A 17,047-nucleotide genomic window follows, 5' to 3' on the forward strand; every position below is an offset into this window, starting at 1 on the left:
GTCACTCCCCTCCTTCCGACGTGGCCGATCCGGATAATCCCGGCGCCTCGCCCGCAGCTTCCGTCCTCCGACCCATGATGCGCCGGGAGACTTGCTGAATCACCACGAAAAAGAGCGGCACGAAAAAGATGGCCAGGAACGTGGCGGCGAGCATCCCGCCGAAGACGCCGGTGCCGATGGAGTTCCGGCTGGCCGCTCCGGCGCCGGTCGCCACTACCAGCGGGACCACGCCCATGATGAAGGCCATAGAGGTCATCACGATCGGCCGGAACCGCAGCTTGGCCGCCTCGATCGCCGCCTCCGCCATCGGCAGGCCGGCGGCGTGGCGCTTGTTCGCGAACTCGACGATCAGGATCGCGTTCTTGGCGGCGAGGCCGATCAGGGTGACCATGCCGATCTGAAAGTAAATGTCGTTGCTCAATCCCCTGAGCCACACGGCCGTCAAGGCTCCGAAGGCCCCGAATGGCACGGCCAGGATCACGGCGAAGGGCACCGACCAGCTCTCGTACTGGGCCGCCAGCACCAGAAACACCATGACCAAGCCGAACGCAAAGGCCAGGGCCGATTCCGAGCCGACCTTGTGCTCCTGGTAGGAGATGCCGCTCCAGTCGATTCCGTAGCCTTGAGGCACCAAAATTTCCTGCGCCAGCCGGTCCAGGGCATCCAGCGCCTGGCCCGAACTGTAGCCGGGCTTCGCCGCCCCCAGCACCAAAGCCGTGTTGAACCCGTTGAAGTGCGTGACCGGGTCCGGACCGCTGGTATGTTCCGTCGTCACCACCGTATCCAGTGGAATCATGGACGCGCCCTGCCCGTTCAGCGCGCGCACGTAGATTTTGGCGATGTCCTCCGGGTCCGACCGGTACTGGGCCTCCGCCTCCGTCTGCACCCGATAGACGCGGCCGAACTTGAGGAAGTCGTTGACGTAGAGGTTGCCGAAATAGGCCTGGAGCGTGTCGAATACCTCGGAGATGGGCACCCCCAGGGCCTTGGCCCGCTCCCGGTTCACGTTCGCATAGATGCGGGGGGCGCTCACGCGGAAACTGGTCCCGATCGCGCCGATCGCCGGGTCCTGCCGGGCCTTGGCGAGAAAGGCCTGCGCCACGGAGGCGAACTGTTTAAAATCCCCACCGCTGGGGTCTTGGAGCTGGACGGAAAACCCTCCCGTGGCGCCGAGCCCTCGGATCGACGGCGCGTTGAACGCCAGAATCAACGCTTCGGGAATCTTCGCGAATTCCTGGTAGGCCGCGCCGATCAAAGCCGTGACGTGCTGGCTCGGATCCTTCCGTTCATCCCAGTGCCGCAGCGGCAGGAACATGGTCGCCGCGTTCGGCCCCCGCGTGTTGAAGACGAAATTCTGGCCGGACAGGGCGTCCGTCGAGTGGATCGAGGGCACCGACAGGAAATACCGTTCCACTTTGTCGAGGACCGCGTCGGTCCGTTGCTTGGACGCCCCGTCGGGCAGTTGGACGATGGCGATGAAATAACCCTGGTCCTCGTCCGGCAGGAAGCTCGGCGGGATCATCCTGAGCAGGCCGACGGACAGCCCGATGAGGAGGCCGAAGACCACCAGCGCCAGCAGCGACCGCTTGAGAAGCACCTCGACGGTCGCCGCATAGCGGACTTGCGTCCAATCGAAGAACCGGTTGAAGAGCCCGAAGAGGCCCCCGCGGGACTCGTGACCCGGCTTGAGGACGAGGGCGCAGAGGGCGGGGCTGAGCGTCAGCGCGACGAAGCCCGAAATGATCACGGAGATGGCGATGGTGATGGCGAACTGCTTGTAGAGCTGGCCGGTGATCCCGCCCAGGAATCCCACGGGCACGAACACGGAGCAGAGGACCAGCACGATCGCAATGACCGGCCCCGCCACTTCGCCCAGGGCTTTCTTGGCGGCGTCCTTGGGCGGGAGCCCGCCCCGCGTCATGTGGCGCTCGACGTTCTCGACGACCACGATCGCATCGTCCACCACGATACCGATGGCCAACACCATCCCGAACAGCGTGAGGGTGTTGATGGAAAACCCCAGCGCGCTCATGCCGGCGAAGGTGCCGATCAGGGAGACCGGCACCGCCACGCCGGGAATCAGCGTGGCGCGCCAGCTCTGCAGAAACAGATAGACCACCAGGATGACCACCACCATGGCCTCTCCCAGCGTCTTGACCACTTCCTGGATGGAGACCTCGATGAACCGGGTCGTGTCGTAGGGGATGTCATACGACACGCCTTGGGGAAAGCTCTTGGCCAGGCTGTGCATTTCCTTGCGGACCCGCTTCACCGTGTCGAGGGCGTTGGCGCCCGGCGACAGGAAGGTCAGGAGGAACACGTTGGGCTTGCCGTTCCACCGTCCTTCGAGGTCGTAGGACTGGGCGCCCAGTTCGACCCTGGCCACGTCCTTCAGGCGAACCATGGAGCCGCCGGGAAGGGCCCGCACGATCAACTCCTCGAAATCCTTCACCTCCGTCAAACGGCCGCGCGTGATGACCGGGATGGTGAGCTCGGTCCCCTTGGCGGCCGGCTCACGCCCGACCGTGCCGGCGGGAAAGTCCCGGTTCTGTTCGCGGACGACGGCCGCAATGTCGGTCGGCGTGAGGCTGAGCTGGGCCATCCGGACCGGGTCCAGAATCAGCCGCATGCTGTAGTTCTGCTGGCCAAAGACCATGGCATCGCCCACGCCGGGGAGTCGCTTGAGATTGTCGATCACGCGCAGGATGGCGTAGTTGGAGAGAAAGACCGTGTCCTGCCGGGGATCGTTGGAACTCAGCGCCACGACCGCGAGCAGATCCGGCGACACTTTCTTCACGGTGACGCCCTGGCGGACCACTTCGGGCGGGAGCTGCGGCTCCGCCAGCTTCTGACGGTTCTGCGTCTGGACCTGGGCGATGTCCACGTTCGTGCCGATCTCGAACGTGAGCTTGATGCTCATGTGCCCGTCGTTGGTGCTGGTGGAATCGTAGTAGAGCAGATTGTCGATGCCGGGGAGCTGCACTTCGATGGGACGCGCCACCCCGTCCGCCACCACTTCCGCGCTGGCCCCCGGATAGTCGGCGTCGATCTGCACGACCGGAGGCGTGATCTCCGGAAATTGGGCGATGGGCAGGGACTGCAAGGACACCAGCCCAACCAGGACGATGACGATGGACAGGACCGCCGCGAAAATCGGCCGGTCGATGAAAAATCCGCCGCTCATTGGCCGGCCTCCGGCTTCGGGCCCGTCTCCGGCTTGGCCGCGGGCTTCGCGTCAGCCTTCGCCTGTGGAGCCTGGCTGCCGGAGGAAGCAACCGGACCGTGATAGGGAACCGGCTTGACCGGCGCGCCGGGGACGATGCGATACATGCCTTCCACCACAATCCGCTCTCCGGCCTTCAACCCTTCTTCCACAAGCCATTGGTTGCCGTGCCAGGCAGCCGCCAGGATATCGCGGACCTCCACCTTGTCGCCCTCGCCCACGACATAGATGACCGACCCCTTTGCCCCTTGCTGCACCGCCCGTTGCGGCACCAGGATGGCCCCGGTCCGCACGGCGCCCAGGAAGCGGACTTTCACGAACTGTCCCGGTAGCAGCGCCCGCTCCGGGTTGGGGAACACGACCCGCACGTCCATCGTGCCGGTCGTGGTGCGCAGCCCCACATCGAGCAAGTCCAAATCCCCCTCATGCGGGTAGATACTGCCGTCCGTAAAGGTGATCACGCCCCGCAGATCGTAGACCTCCGCGCCCTGCACCTTTTTCGACGCCCGCTCCCGACGCCGCTTGAGCAAGAAATTCTCCGGAGCGCTGACGATGACGTACATCGGGTCCATCTGGTGGATGACCGTGAGCAGATCGGTCTGCGCGGCGACCAGCCGCCCTTCGTAGACCTTGGTCCGTTCGATCAGGCCGTCGATGGGGGCGGTGATGAGCGTGTTGTTCATGTCGAACTCCGCCTTGGTCAACTCTGCCTTGGCGGATTCCAGCGCCGCCTTCGACGAGAGGTCTTCCGCCACCGCATCGTCCACGTCCTTCTGGCTCACGGCCTGCTCCTCCAACAGGGGCTTGACGCGGGCCAGGTTCTGTCGTGCCTGCACGACGCGCGCCGCCGCCTGGGCGACCTTGCCTTTGGCGCTGGCCACGGCAGCCTGGAACGGCACGGGATCGATTTGATACAGCCGGTCGCCTCGCTTGACGTCCCGGCCTTCGGTGAAATAGCGCTCTTTGATGATCCCCGTCACTTGCGACCGGATCTCGACCGGACGGGAGGACTCGGCCTGTCCGATCAGTTCCGGCTCGTCCGCCACTTCCTGGGCCGTCACCGTCAGCACCTCGACTTCCGGCAGAGACTGCGCCGGCGTGGAGGCCGCTTCCTGCTTGCACCCGACCGACGCGGTGATCGCCACCCAGAGAAACAGGATGGCCGCCGCCCGAATCGTCCGACCGATGAAATGCGTTGCGGGGCTCATCGTTGCTCCTTCTGCGTGGCCTGGCACGAATCGCTCGGAGCGCCCGTCGTGATCTCCTCCACGATGCACCGGGTCAGGCAACCGGCGGCCTGCAGCTTGGCGCCATCCTTCCACAAACGGGCAAGCAGCGCCTTGCCCGCACCGTCGATGAAGGTGACCCCGGACAGGTCCACGATCGGATGCCCCGGCCGGGGATCGGGCATGTTGCGCCAGGCACGATCCAATTCGTCCACCCAGGGGCCGGCCAGCCGGCCTTCCACCTCGAGCGTCGCTCCCGATGTCTCCTCGCGAACCGTGATTTTCAGCATCGGAAATGCCCTTTCACCAGACGAGCCGCGTCATGCGGCTTCAGAACTCGTGGAATCCGGGTAATCGGTGTAGCCCTTCGGCCCCGGCGTATAGAACGTGGTTGGGTCCGGTTGCGCCAGGAGGGCGGCGGTCCGGAACCGACGCACCAAATCGGGATTGGCGATGAACGGCCTGGCGAAGCCGATCATGTCCGCCTGCCCCAAGCTCAACAGCTCATTCGCACTCTCGCGATCGAATCCGCCGGTGGCGATGATCGGCCCCGTGAAATGCGTCCGCATGAGGGCGATCGGATCGAACGTCTGCTCCTGCTGCGGAAGCTTCCCCGATCGCTGCACGTGCAGATAGGCCAGCCCCAGAGGGTTGATGGCCTTGGCCAGGTAGGGATAGAGGTCGAGCGGATCGTTCTCCTGGATGTCGTTGAAGGTATTGCCGGGGCTGACGCGCAGACCGATCCGGCTCGCCGACCCGGCCCCATCCGCCATGGCTTCCAGCGTCTCGATGACGAGGCGCGCCCGGTTCTGGACGGTGCCTCCGTAGTGGTCCGTCCGTCGGTTGCTGTTGGAGGCCAGGAATTGCATCGGCAGGTAGCCGTTCGCCCCGTGCAGCTCGACCCCGTCGAATCCGGCCAGCATGGCGTTGATCGTCGCCTGCCGGTACTCGTCAATGACCGACGGGATCTCTTCCGTTGCCAGGGCGCGGGGCATGCTGTGGTCCTGGAGCCCCAGGGCATCGGTGTACATCTGCCCGGCTGCGCGGATCGCCGAGGGGGCGACGGGCGGGCCATCCACCGTCCGGTTCAGACGGTGGGCGATACGCCCCGTATGCATGAGTTGGAGGACGATCCGCCCGCCGCGCGCGTGGACCGCCTCCGTCACCTTCCGCCAGGACGCGATCTGTTCGGGCGAGTGCATGCCCGGGGTCCGCGGGTACCCCTGGCCGTTCGCGCTGGGCTGCGTCCCTTCCGTGATGATCAGGCCTGCCTCCGCCCGCTGCGCATAATAGGTCGCGGCCAGATCAGACGGCACCCCCGTGACGCTGGCCCTGCTTCTCGTCATCGGCGCCATGACGATCCGGTTGTTCAGCTCCAGTGCACCGCTCACGATCGGCTCGAACAATGGCTCGCTCATTTCTTATTCCTCCTCCTCGTGCCGCACTCAGACTGCCGATCTTCAGAACATGGAAAAGACCTGACGTATCCTCCGGCGTGGCCCCGAATGAGTCGGCCCTCCGGCCTGACCGTTCCCGGCCGCCCGGCTCTGCTGCCGGGAGACGTGAGCGGTTTGTACCTTGAGCCCGTTAACGGCAACCAGGAGAGCCAGCAGCATGACAACCGATAGAGCGGGAAATATGATCATCATCCAGGACATGATGCCCTCCTTTCTTCTTCAAAAATCCATAGACACTGTTCGGTAGAGCAAAGGCCGTTCCATGCCGTGGACGGCATAGCAAACTATGACGCAAGACGATGATTAACAATAAATTATTCGCATCGTCATGATGACTGACTCGTCTGGAATTGATCAGGTGCCGATCGGCAGGCGCCGACATGACGGCACGATGCCGATATGTCGGCACGCAAAACCGCTTCGATTGGAACTGTTTTATCGAGGGCGGGAGATGTGGAGCTTCTGCATTCTGGATTGAAGCGTAGTCCGTTTCATGCCGAGTTTGGCTGCGGCGCCGGTGGAACCGCCAATCACCCAGCCGGTGGCGTTGAGCGCGCGCAGAATATGTTCGCGCTCCGCTGCTTCGAGCGTGGCGACCGGCTGGAGCTCATCCCTGGCCGCCGCCTTCAACTCCGCGAGCGGTACGTGCAGGTCGGCGCCACGGGAGAGAATGACGGCTCGCTCGATCAGGTTCTCCAACTCGCGGACATTGCCGGGCCAGTGATACCGGGACAAGGCGGCCATGACGCCGCTCGGGACGGTCTCGATCCGCTTGTTCATCCGCCTGGCGAATTTCTGCGCGAAGTAACGGACGAGCGAGGGAATGTCCTCCCGGCGTTCGCGGAGCGGCGGCACCGTGAGGGGAAAGACATTGAAGCGATAGTAGAGATCGCTGCGGAATTGTTTCTCGGCGACCAGGCGGACGTTGACCCGAATCGTCTTCGTGCTGCCAAGCCGTTCGAACTCCTGCTCCTGCAACACTCGCAACAATTTGGATTGCAGCTCGAGCGGAATGTCGCCCACTTCGTCGAGAAACAGGGTCCCCCCGTCGGCCAGCTCGAACCGTCCGATTTTCGTGGCGATCGCCCCGGTAAACGCGCCTTTTTCGTGACCGAACAATTCGCTTTCCACCAGCCCGCTCGGGATAGCCGCGCAGTTCATTTTGACGAAAGTCCTGCCGCGCCGGCCGCTGCGATTGTGGATGGCGCGGGCCAGCAATTCCTTGCCGGTTCCGGTCTCGCCCAGAATCAGGACCGTGGAATCGGTCGGAGCCACGATCTCCACCTGCTGCAGGACCCGCCTGAGGGCCGGCCCGTCCCCGACGATCTCTTCGAAGTTGTACTCGTTCTGGATTTCCCCTTCGAGGTAGAGCTTTTCCTTGCTCAGCTTGTCCTTCAGCTCGGCGATCTCCCGATACGCCAGCGCGTTCTCGACCGCGATCGCGATCTGGCTCGCCACCTGGGTCAGCAAATCCACGTCGTCCTGGCCAAAGGCATCGGCGCGCAGGCTGGCGATGTTGAGGGTCCCCAGTTGCCGGTTGCGCGATCGGAGCGGCACGCAGCAGATAGATTTGATCCCTTCGGCCAGCAGCAGCTTCACGAACTCCGCCGTGAACGTCTGCAATTCGTTCTCGCCGAACCGTTGCGGCTTCTCCGAGCGAAGCGCGACGCCCGCCGGGGTCCCCTCGACCGGATTCACCATGCCTTCATGGAGCAAACCCTTGCTCACGGGAAAATCCAGGGCATAGAGGCGGAACCGGTCGCCCTCCGGTTCGTGCAAAGCCAGGCTGGTATAGTCGTTCGGCAGCACGCGGCGGAGGGAGGCCGCCGTGGCGGCAAACACATCCCGAAACTCCAAGTGCGAGACCACGGCATTGTTGACCTCCAGCAAGAGCATGAGCCGGTCGCGCTCCCTGGCCAGGTGCTGCTGGGAGGCTTGAACCGCCTCGTAGTTCAGGACGTTGTCGATCGCCACCGCCACTTGCTTGGTGACTTGATCGAGGAACGCCAGCTCCGCGTCCCCGAAGGCGCAAGGCTTGAGGCTTCCGAACCCCATGGTGCCAAGGCGGCGTACCGCCGTGGTGAGCGGGAACATGCACAACGACGCCACGCCGATGTCTCTGAGGATCGCAAGCCCTTTGGGAAAGCGCGTTTCGTCTTTCAGGCAGGGCACGATGAGCGGCTGTTGGTGCGTCCACACCCAGCCGCCTGCCGACTCGGCGACCGGCAATTCCATTCCGGAAGGCAGGGTTTTGGACTCGGAGGTTTCCAGCACATGGACGCGCATGACGTCCCGCGCCGGATCGTGCAGGAGAAATCCGACATACTCAAACCGAACGACCGCGGGGAGGCGACGGGCCAGTTCCCGGCACAAAGCGGCCAGATCACGGTGTGCGGCGATCGCTTCCGTGACCTCCAGCAGGGCGCCATACCGGTCGGCGCCGGGCTCCGCCGTCAGTGATCCAGGCTTCTCCGCCATGCCCGCTAGTATGGCGACGCCCTATCCGTTATGCAACTGAGGAGCGACGTTCAGGGCAGGATGATGGCCTGCTCGGGATAGCCCAGGGCTTTCAGATTTCCTTCCAGCGCGTCCACCATCGGCGGAGGCCCGCAGAGGAAGACGACCGTATCGGAGCCCGGCGGCGGCAGGTGCGTGCGGAGCATGTCCGGCGTCACCCGCCCGACGCCCATCGACCACCCGGTGGGCGGTTGGCCGAGGACGTGGTAGCAGTGGAAATTGAGGTGCTCGCGGGCCGCTTGCTCGAACTCCTCCCGCAAAATGATATCGGCCTCGGTCTTGTTCGCGAAGACCAACCACAGTTCGACCGGCAAGCGCTTCGCCAGAATCCACCGGATGATGGAGATCATCGGAGTGATGCCGGTGCCCCCGGCGACGAACCCGACCCTGGTCGCCATCCCGTCGACCCAGTGGCCTCCCGCGTACGGCCCGCTGATCTCCACCGTCTCGCCGACCCGGCGGTCGTGCAAATACTTGGAAACCGCCCCGGTTTCATACCGTTTCACGGTGAGTTCAAAAAATCCGAGGGTGCCGACGAGGGATGACGGCGTGTAGGGCCGCTTCACGGCCTTGCCGTTCACCGTGGCATGCACGGTCACATGATCGCCGGGCAGCAGATCCAGCGTGGCATCGGCCGGCAGGGCAAACCGGAACGTTTTGGTGTCGTGGGTTTCGGGACGAAGCTCGGCAAGGAGATAGGGGGTCGGGGTTTTCGTTTTGATGCGGATCACATCCGCCATGCAACCCCCGCGACGGATGGGCGATCTAATTCCAGGTGACCTGATCCTGGTTCACCAGGAAGTCGATCAACTCGATGCTGTCCCGAAGCTCGGCTTGGGCATGCTCGGACATGGGGAGGATCGCCCCCACCGGCTTGCCCGCTTCCAGTTCTTCCAGGGCCGGCAGGCCATCGAGGCTGGACTTTTCAAGTTCCGAACGGAAGGCAGCCATCGGCTCTCCCTACCTTCACCGGCCTATTCGACCGGTGTCTTCAAATTATATAAGCAAGGAATAAGCAAGGAATGCGCCAAGTCAAGGGAACGAGTTCATCATACCACAAGAAGTCTTCCAAGAAAGGCCGGAGGCAAAACTCGCCGGCAGGGGAAAAATCAGCCGATCGGGGGCGTTGAGCAGGAGGTTCAAAATGGCCACCGCTTTCACCCTCCCAACCCCGGCGCGCCAAGACGCGCCATCTCCACGGGCGAGGCCGCAGAAAGCGAGGACCAGGAGGAGGGACATATCAAGCTTTGCTTGAACCGCTCGCTTCGATCACATGCGAGCGGATAGTTATTTTGCCCGCGCCCGATCGTATGCTGAGGGGTCGAGCGACCGAGAACAAAGCGGGAGGCCTTTTTCAACATCCTGTCATGGGCGCGCGCTCATTGGAGGCAACGCCCCGAGATAGGCAAACTCGCCCCGTCGGACCAGGGGCGTCTCGGGACGGAGCCGAAAATCATCCCGCTGCGGATCGACGAACAGCGGGTCCCCGACGATGTCCGACTCCCCTTTCAGCTCCGCTTGTCCATCGGCCGGCTCGGTCCGGCGATATTCGGACTCGCTGTTGTAGAGCGCATTGGTGGAGAGGGTCGCCAGACTCGAGGGCCCCAGCAGGAAGCCCACTTTATTGAGTCCCACGATGTTCCCGGAGGCCACGCTGCTGGAGGCCCCGAGAAAGGCGGCCCCGCCGCCATTCTTCACAATCGTGTTGCTCACTAATATCGCGCGGGCCTTATCCGTGACCACCACCCCTTCGAACAGGCTGCGGACGATCACGTTCCGCTCCAGCCGCACGTCGGACCTGCCGGCGATGATGACGCCGTGGTCGTTGTCGTGGATGTAATTGCCCACCAGCGTGGCTTGCGAGTCGGCAAATTGGACCCCGGTCGTTTCGCTTCCCCCGATGTCGCATTGTTCGATCCGGACATCCTGGACCTGCTGCCCGAATACCATCCCATTGATGCGGATATGGTGCAGCCGGATGTTGCGTCCGTTGAAGATGCCCATCGCATGCCCGCCGTGTTCATAGATGGTCAGGCCGCTGATTTCGATCTCCGTCGCCCCGTAGGGCCACTTGCCGATATGGAAGACGCCGACCCGCTCGCGGCCCAGGACTTTGACCCGGTCCGCCCCCGCCCCGATCAGCTTCAACCGTTCCTTGCTGTGAATCGTGACATCTTCCCGATACTCCCCCGCCTTGACTTGTACCGTGTCCCCATCGTGGGCGTCGTCGATCGCATCCTGGATGGACGTGAATTGGCCGGACCCGTCTCCCGCCACGACCAGCGTGCGCGGCCCCTGGTTCGCAGGCTTGCCGTCGGGGATCGCCAGGGCCGTGCCGTGGCCCAGGCACAGAAATAGGATCAGGAGGACGGTCGGTCGGATGGCCGCATGCATGCGAGCGTGATACAGGGAACGCCCACGGTCTGTCAACCCGGCTCCGAACGAGTTCCTTGTGAGGGCCGCGGGCCCGTGGTATCCTTCGCCCATGATCCTGGTGGGGCTGACAGGCGGACTGGCGACCGGCAAGAGCTCGGTCGCGCGCCTCTTTCAAGACAACGGAGCCTACGTCATCGACGCCGACGAACTGGCGCGGCAGGTCGTCCAGCCGGGCAAGCCGGCCTGGTGCGATATCGTGCGCACCTTCGGCAAACAGGTCGTGAATCCGGATCGCACGCTGAACCGCGCAGCCCTCGCCGAGGTGATCTTCCGGAACGAGGCCAAACGCCGGCGGCTGAATGCCATCGTCCATCCGCGCGTCGCACGGGCGCAAGCGAGGCTGACGGCGGCGATCGCCAAGAAAGACCCCAACGCCATCGTCCTCTACGATGTCCCCCTGCTCTTCGAAGCCGGCGTGGATCAACGGGTGGACAAGATCATCGTCGTGACCGCGGACCGGGCCACTCAAATCAAACGCCTCATGACCCGCAACGGCTTCACACGCGCCGAAGCGCTCCGCCGTCTCCGCGCCCAGATGCCGCTGCGGGAGAAGATCGCCAGAGCCGACGAGGTGATCGACGGCACGTTGTCGTTCGCACAAACCAAAGGCGAAGTGGAACGGATCGTTTCGGAGCTCAAGCCGCTCGCCTGATTTCCGGCTTCCGCTCGCCCCTTCCCTGTGTTACATTTCCTTTCATGCATCAGGTCGTCATCATCGGATCGGGGCCGGCCGGGCTGACCGCCGCCATCTATGCGGCGCGGGCCAACCTGTCGCCGCTGCTCATCGAAGGGCTCCAGGCCGGAGGCCAGTTGACCACCACCACCGAGGTGGAAAACTATCCGGGCTTCGAGCAGGGCATCCAGGGTCCGGAATTGATGAAAGTCATGCGGGCCCAGGCGGAGCGGTTCGGCACGGAATTTCTCACCGGCGACGTGTCCGCCGTCGATCTCGGCCGGAAGCCGTTCACCATCACCGTCGAAGGGGAACGGCGGATCGAGACCAAGACGCTGATCATCGCCACCGGCGCCTCGGCCATTCACATCGGACTCCCCAACGAATCGCGGCTGACGGGCCACGGCGTCTCCACCTGCGCGACCTGCGACGGCTTTTTCTTTCGCGGAAAGGAACTGGTCGTCGTCGGAGGGGGGGACAGCGCCATGGAAGAGGCGAACTTCCTCACGAAATTCGCCACCAAGGTGTCCGTCGTCCATCGGCGGGACAAGCTGCGCGCCTCCAAGATCATGCAGGACCGGGCGATGAAAAACGAGAAAATCGCCTTCGTCTGGAATTCCGTCGTGGAGGACATCACCGGCGACCAGGTGGTGACCGGCGTCCGTTTGCGCAACGTCGTCACCGGCAAAACATCGCAGTTGCCTTGCGCCGGTGTCTTTGTGGCCATCGGGCACAGTCCCAACACCGGCTTGTTCAAGGGCCAGGTCGGGATGGACGCCAAGGGGTATCTCCTGACCACACAGGGCACGGCCACCAACGTGCCCGGCGTCTTCGCCGCCGGCGATGTCCAGGATGCCCGCTATCGCCAGGCGATCACCGCCGCCGGCTCCGGCTGCATGGCCGCCATCGACGCCGAGCGATTCCTGGACAACCAAGGTTGAGGCCGAGGTTAAGGTTGAGCGACAACCGTCCTGGACCCCAACCTGCGAAGCCTATGCGCTGCGCGATCATCCATTACCACGAACTCGCCCTCAAGGGACGCAACCGTCCCTACTTCGAACAACGGCTCGTTAGAAATATCCGGCTCGTTCTGCGCGATCTTGGGGTCGGACAGGTGGACGCCCTGCCCGGCCGCATCCGCGTCGTCCTCAAAGACGAGACCTCCTGGGATGCCGTCAACGAACGGCTGAAGCGGGTCTTTGGGATCGCGCACTATTCGCTCGCCCACTCGGTGCCGCTGGACCTGGCACGCCCCAACCTCGACGCACTCAAGGAAGCCGTCGGCCGGGAAGTGGCGCCCCAGTCGTTCGCCACCTTCCGCGTCTCGACCAAACGGGCCGACAAGCGCTTTCCCTTTACCTCGGTGGACGTGGACCGGGATGTCGGCGCCCACCTCTGCCGGCTCACCGGCAAGAAGGTCAACCTGAGCCGCCCGGACCTGACCGTGCAGATCGAGCTGCTGGCCAAAGCCGCCTACTATTCGACCAAGAAAGAAGCGGGATCGGGCGGATTGCCGGTCGGTATCAGCGGAAAGGTGGCCTGCTGTATTTCCGGCGGCATCGACTCTCCGGTCGCCGCCCACCGCATGATGAAGCGCGGCTGCCGGGCCGTCTTTGTCCATTTCCACGGCCGCCCCTACGTGAGCCGCGCCTCGGAGGAAAAGGTCCGGGAAATCGTCCGGCTCCTGACGCAATACCAGTGCTACTCGCGCCTGTATCTGGTGCCGTTCGGGGAGATTCAGCGGCAGATCGTACTGGGCGCGCCAGCCGCCTTTCGCATCGTCCTGTACCGCCGGATGATGCTCCGCATCGCCGAGGAGCTGGCGCGGAAGGAGCGCTGCTGGGCCCTGGTCACCGGAGACAGCCTCGGCCAGGTGGCCTCGCAAACGCCGGAGAACTTGAGCGTGGTGCAGGAAGCGGCGCAGTTGCCGATCCTGCGTCCGCTGATCGGCATGGACAAGATCGAGATCACCGAGCAGGCGGAGCGGATCGGCACGTTCGAGACCTCCATCGAACCGGACCAGGACTGCTGCTCGCTCTTCGTCCCACCGCATCCCAGCACCAAGACCGGACTGGACACGATCCGGAAAATCGAGCGCGCGTTCGACCTCGTCGCCCTGGTCAAGCAGGGACTGGAGCAGGCGGAGTTGGCCGAATTCTCTTTCCCGACTTAGCGCGCCTGCGCCCGCGCGAGAGCCGTCTCCCGCAGGATGCGGAAGTGCTTCTCCAATTGCCGCTTCAGCTCCAACGCCACGAGCCAATCGGGAGCCAGGGTCTTCACCTCTACGAGCAGGGTGAACTCCGCCTTCGTGGCCGCGGCGCTTCCATCCGGGCCAAGCGTCCACGTCCGCTCATATCGTTTGAAGTCCCCTTCCAGAAACGTCGTGACCAGCCCGCCGCCGGGCGGCACTCGGTTGTCGCACATGAGACGGCTTTCACCGGGCAAGATGGGGTGCCGGATGTAGAGCTCCGTGATCACCCTGTCCGACCGGCGGTCCAGACGCGCCATGCGCATGGTCACCCCGAACAGGTGCGGCCAGTTTTCATAGTCCGTCAGCACTTGCTGCACCACGGACGGAGGGACCGGCAGGCGGAGCGAGGCGGTGGCTCGGAGTCCACCGGCTGGATCGCCGGTCACGGTCAGCGTCATCTGGTCCTGCGCAGAAGCCGAGAGCGCGGCGCAGGGAGCGATGACCACGCCGGCCCAGGCCAGCAGCCCCCCAAGCAACGTGGCGGCCCGGCGGCCGAAACGCGGCGCAGGGACAATGGAAAGGCGAGGGTTAGGATTCATCCAACAAGCTTCGAACGGTGCGCAGCAAGAGGTCCGATGAGAAGGGCTTCTGCAAGAAGGCCCGATTCGCATCCGACAGTTCCCGAAGATCGACCGGCTGATCGGTATAGCCGGACATATAGAGCACTTTCAGGTTCGGATACCGCGGAACCAGCCGCTGAACGAGAGCTTGCCCCCCTAACGTAGGCATGACCAGATCCACCACCGCCAGGTGGATCGGCCCTGCGTGGTCCCGACACACCTGGAGCGCCGCCTGGCCATCCTCTGCTTCCAGGACCCGATAGCCCTTCTCCCTGAGAGCCGCGCGCAGCACTTTGCGCACCGCCAGCTCGTCTTCGGCGATCAGAATCGTCTCGGTGCCTGTGAGCGGCCCGGTTGACGATTTCTCCGGACTCAATTCGTCCGCGGCCTGAACCACCGCCGGCAGCAGGATCGTAAAACAGGTGCCCTGTCCCGGCTGACTGGCGACCCGAATATGGCCCCCGGTCTGCGCGATCAATCCATACACGGTGGACAAGCCCAGACCGGTACCCTTGCCCACCTCCTTGGTGGTAAAAAACGGTTCGAAGATCCGCGCGAGCACCTCAGGCTGCATGCCGCAGCCCGTATCGCGCACGGTGAGCCTCACGTACGCGCCGCGCGGAATCCCCGGATAGGCCTCACCCGCATTCTCCCAGAGGGTCAGTTGGGAGGTCGCGATCGTCACCACGCCGCCTTTCGGCATGGCGTCCCGCGCGTTGTTCACCAAATTGAGCAACACCTGCCCGATCTGCGCCGGGTCCGCCTTGACCCGCGGCAGATCCGGCGCCAGTTCCACCTCCAGCTTGATGGACTCGCCGATCAGCCGGTCCAACATCCGGTGTTGCTCCACGATAATCGCATTGAAATCCAGGACCCGCGGCATGATCACTTGCCGCCGGCTGAACGCCAACAATTGGTTCGTGAGGCTCGCGGCCCGGTCCGCCGACTGTTCGATCCCTTCGACGTCCCGCCGCAGGGCCTCCTGCTTCGCCAGCCCGGGCAGGAGGAAATAGCAATAGCCCTTGATGACCTGGAGAATGTTGTTGAACTCGTGGGCGATGCCGCCCGCCAACTTGCCGACCGCTTCCATCTTCTGCGATTGGAGCAGTTGTTCCTCGCTCTGCTTGAGCGCCGCCTCGGTCTGCCGCCGCTGCTCGATCTCCGCCGTCAGGTCCGTGTTCAGCCGCTCGGCCCTCTCCTTGGCGTCCGTGAGATAGGCGATCAGCTCGCGATTCTCATGGCGCAGATTGAGCGAGGCGACGATCGTCACATGCGTGCGCCAGGCGGTTGCCCAAAGGGCGGCCCCATACAGGACCGCCATGAGGCCCATGAACAGATGCACCTCGTCGCCCATGGTCAGCAAGCGGACGGTCAGCGGGATCAACAAGGGAAGAACAAAACAGAGGAACGCAGGCTTGCTCGCCGGCAGGTAGGCGGCGGCGCCCGACACCATACCGGCCAGCACGAAGACGAGAAACATCTGGTGCGCGATGGAGTCGACGGGAAAGAGCAGGGACCCGGTGATTCCCCAGCCGATCCCCAGGAGGCCGGTGACTATGACATAACGCCGGTGCCACAGAGGGGCCGCCGCCACCCGGTCCGCCGCCTGCCAATAACGGTAAGCGAGACCGAGCCGCCCGAGGGCCACCACCAGCAAATAGGCGATACAGGGCGCGAGGACCACGGTGGGAATGACGTCGCGCTGGATATAGGCGATGAACAGGCCGTTCACCACCGTGACCAGCGAGGCGTCGCGCGATCCCCGGTAGACGACCGCGACTTGGTCCGCAAAGACCAGCGGCGCGCGGGCTTCCGGAATCGCCGGCATCTCCTGATCGGCGAATTTTGGAATCGTTAACGACACCGCGCCGCCTCCTTCAGGACTCCGCCTGTACCCGCGACGACAACCTTGTATCAAGGAGCGACCCGTTCAACGACTAGAATCCATTCAGCAGGTCACGGACCTTGCGCAACAAGATTTCCGAGGAGAAGGGCTTCTGCAAGAACGCCTTGATCGAATCCGGCAGCTCCTGCGAATCCATCGGCTGGTCGGCATAGCCGGACATATAGAGCACTTTCAGGTTCGGATACCGCGGAATCAGCTGCCGGACAAGATCGCGCCCGCCCATTGCCGGCATCACCAGATCCACCACCGCCAGGTGGATCGGCCCTGCGTAGTCCCGACACGCCTGGAGCGCCGCCTGGCCACCCTCTGCTTCCAGGACCCGATAGCCCTTCTCCCTGAGGGCGGCGTGCAGCACTTTGCGCACCGCGGGTTCATCTTCAGCCAACAGAATCGTTTCGTTCCCCGTCAGCGCATCGGTTGCCGGCCGCGCCGGCCCGGCCGCTTCCGCCGCCGGCTCCACCGCCGGGAGCAGAATAGTAAACCGAGTGCCCTGCCCGGGCTGGCTGGCGACCCGAATGTGTCCCCCGATCTGCGCGATCAGTCCGTAGACCGTCGAAAGTCCCAGGCCGGTGCCCTTGCCCACTTCCTTGGTCGTAAAGAACGGCTCGAAGATCCGTTCCATAACCTCCGGCGGCATCCCGCAGCCCGTATCGCGCACGGTGAGCACCGTGTAGACGCCCCGCGGAATCCCCGGATAGGCCTCACCCGCATTCTCCCAGAGGGTCAGTTGGGAGGTCGCGATCGTCACCACGCCGCCTTTCGGCATGGCGTCCCGCGCGTTGTTCACCAAATTGAGCA

14 protein-coding genes are annotated in these 17,047 nt (G+C 64.0%); 3 read left to right on the top strand and 11 right to left on the bottom strand.

Features of this window, described 5'->3' with window-relative positions:
- Position 1 precedes the first annotated feature (1 nt).
- From EPO61_06485 to EPO61_06520, 8 genes are all read right to left on the bottom strand, one after another.
- A complete protein-coding gene (locus EPO61_06485) occupies positions 2-3,184 on the bottom strand; it encodes a multidrug efflux RND transporter permease subunit (GenBank protein ID TAJ09333.1) in 3,183 nt (1,060 codons plus the stop codon).
- Positions 3,181-4,431, bottom strand: coding sequence for an efflux RND transporter periplasmic adaptor subunit (locus EPO61_06490; protein ID TAJ09334.1), 1,251 nt, complete (start codon positions 4,429-4,431; stop codon positions 3,181-3,183). Before EPO61_06490 ends, EPO61_06485 begins: the two co-directional genes overlap by 4 nt.
- A complete protein-coding gene (locus EPO61_06495) occupies positions 4,428-4,739 on the bottom strand; it encodes an anti-sigma factor antagonist (protein ID TAJ09335.1) in 312 nt (103 codons plus the stop codon). Before EPO61_06495 ends, EPO61_06490 begins: the two co-directional genes overlap by 4 nt.
- 30 nt (positions 4,740-4,769) lie before the next feature.
- A complete protein-coding gene (locus EPO61_06500; protein TAJ09336.1) occupies positions 4,770-5,867 on the bottom strand; it encodes an alkene reductase in 1,098 nt (365 codons plus the stop codon).
- 474 nt (positions 5,868-6,341) lie between these two features.
- Complete coding sequence (locus EPO61_06505) at positions 6,342-8,384, bottom strand: GAF domain-containing protein (GenBank protein ID TAJ09337.1); 2,043 nt, start codon at positions 8,382-8,384, stop codon at positions 6,342-6,344.
- 50 nt (positions 8,385-8,434) lie between these two features.
- Positions 8,435-9,163 carry a hypothetical protein gene (locus tag EPO61_06510; GenBank protein TAJ09338.1) on the bottom strand — a complete coding sequence of 243 codons (729 nt, stop codon included), beginning with the start codon at positions 9,161-9,163 and terminating at the stop codon, positions 8,435-8,437.
- 25 nt (positions 9,164-9,188) lie between these two features.
- Positions 9,189-9,374 carry a hypothetical protein gene (locus EPO61_06515; protein ID TAJ09339.1) on the bottom strand — a complete coding sequence of 62 codons (186 nt, stop codon included), beginning with the start codon at positions 9,372-9,374 and terminating at the stop codon, positions 9,189-9,191.
- Positions 9,375-9,788: 414 nt separating this feature from the next.
- Entirely contained in the window at positions 9,789-10,910 is a 1,122-nt protein-coding gene (locus tag EPO61_06520) for a DUF1565 domain-containing protein (protein ID TAJ09340.1), read from the bottom strand.
- On the opposite strand from EPO61_06520, the gene EPO61_06525 reads away from it, so the two are divergent.
- From EPO61_06525 to thiI, 3 genes are read left to right on the top strand one after another with little or no spacing between them, the layout of a single operon-like run.
- Positions 10,909-11,511 (top strand): dephospho-CoA kinase, encoded by a 603-nt coding sequence (locus tag EPO61_06525; GenBank protein TAJ09341.1) that lies wholly within the window; start codon positions 10,909-10,911, stop codon positions 11,509-11,511. The genes EPO61_06520 and EPO61_06525 overlap by 2 nt on opposite strands.
- 44 nt (positions 11,512-11,555) lie before the next feature.
- Positions 11,556-12,473: a thioredoxin-disulfide reductase gene (gene trxB / locus EPO61_06530; GenBank protein ID TAJ09342.1), complete on the top strand. Its 918-nt coding sequence runs from the start codon at positions 11,556-11,558 to the stop codon at positions 12,471-12,473.
- A 53-nt stretch (positions 12,474-12,526) separates the two neighbouring features.
- Entirely contained in the window at positions 12,527-13,705 is a 1,179-nt protein-coding gene (thiI, locus tag EPO61_06535) for a tRNA 4-thiouridine(8) synthase ThiI (protein TAJ09343.1), read from the top strand.
- Here thiI and EPO61_06540 read toward each other — a convergent pair.
- The 3 genes from EPO61_06540 to EPO61_06550 form a co-directional block, all read right to left on the bottom strand.
- On the bottom strand, positions 13,702-14,394 hold the full coding sequence (locus EPO61_06540) for a hypothetical protein (protein TAJ09344.1): 693 nt from the start codon (positions 14,392-14,394) through the stop codon (positions 13,702-13,704). The genes thiI and EPO61_06540 overlap by 4 nt on opposite strands.
- Entirely contained in the window at positions 14,312-16,207 is a 1,896-nt protein-coding gene (locus tag EPO61_06545) for a response regulator (GenBank protein ID TAJ09345.1), read from the bottom strand. Before EPO61_06545 ends, EPO61_06540 begins: the two co-directional genes overlap by 83 nt.
- A 73-nt stretch (positions 16,208-16,280) precedes the next feature.
- On the bottom strand, positions 16,281-17,047 hold a 767-nt coding region (locus tag EPO61_06550; protein ID TAJ09346.1), incomplete at its 5' end, for a response regulator.

It is taken from the genome of Nitrospirota bacterium (genome assembly GCA_004296885.1).
In the GTDB taxonomy this organism is placed as follows: Bacteria; Nitrospirota; Nitrospiria; order Nitrospirales; family Nitrospiraceae; genus SYGV01.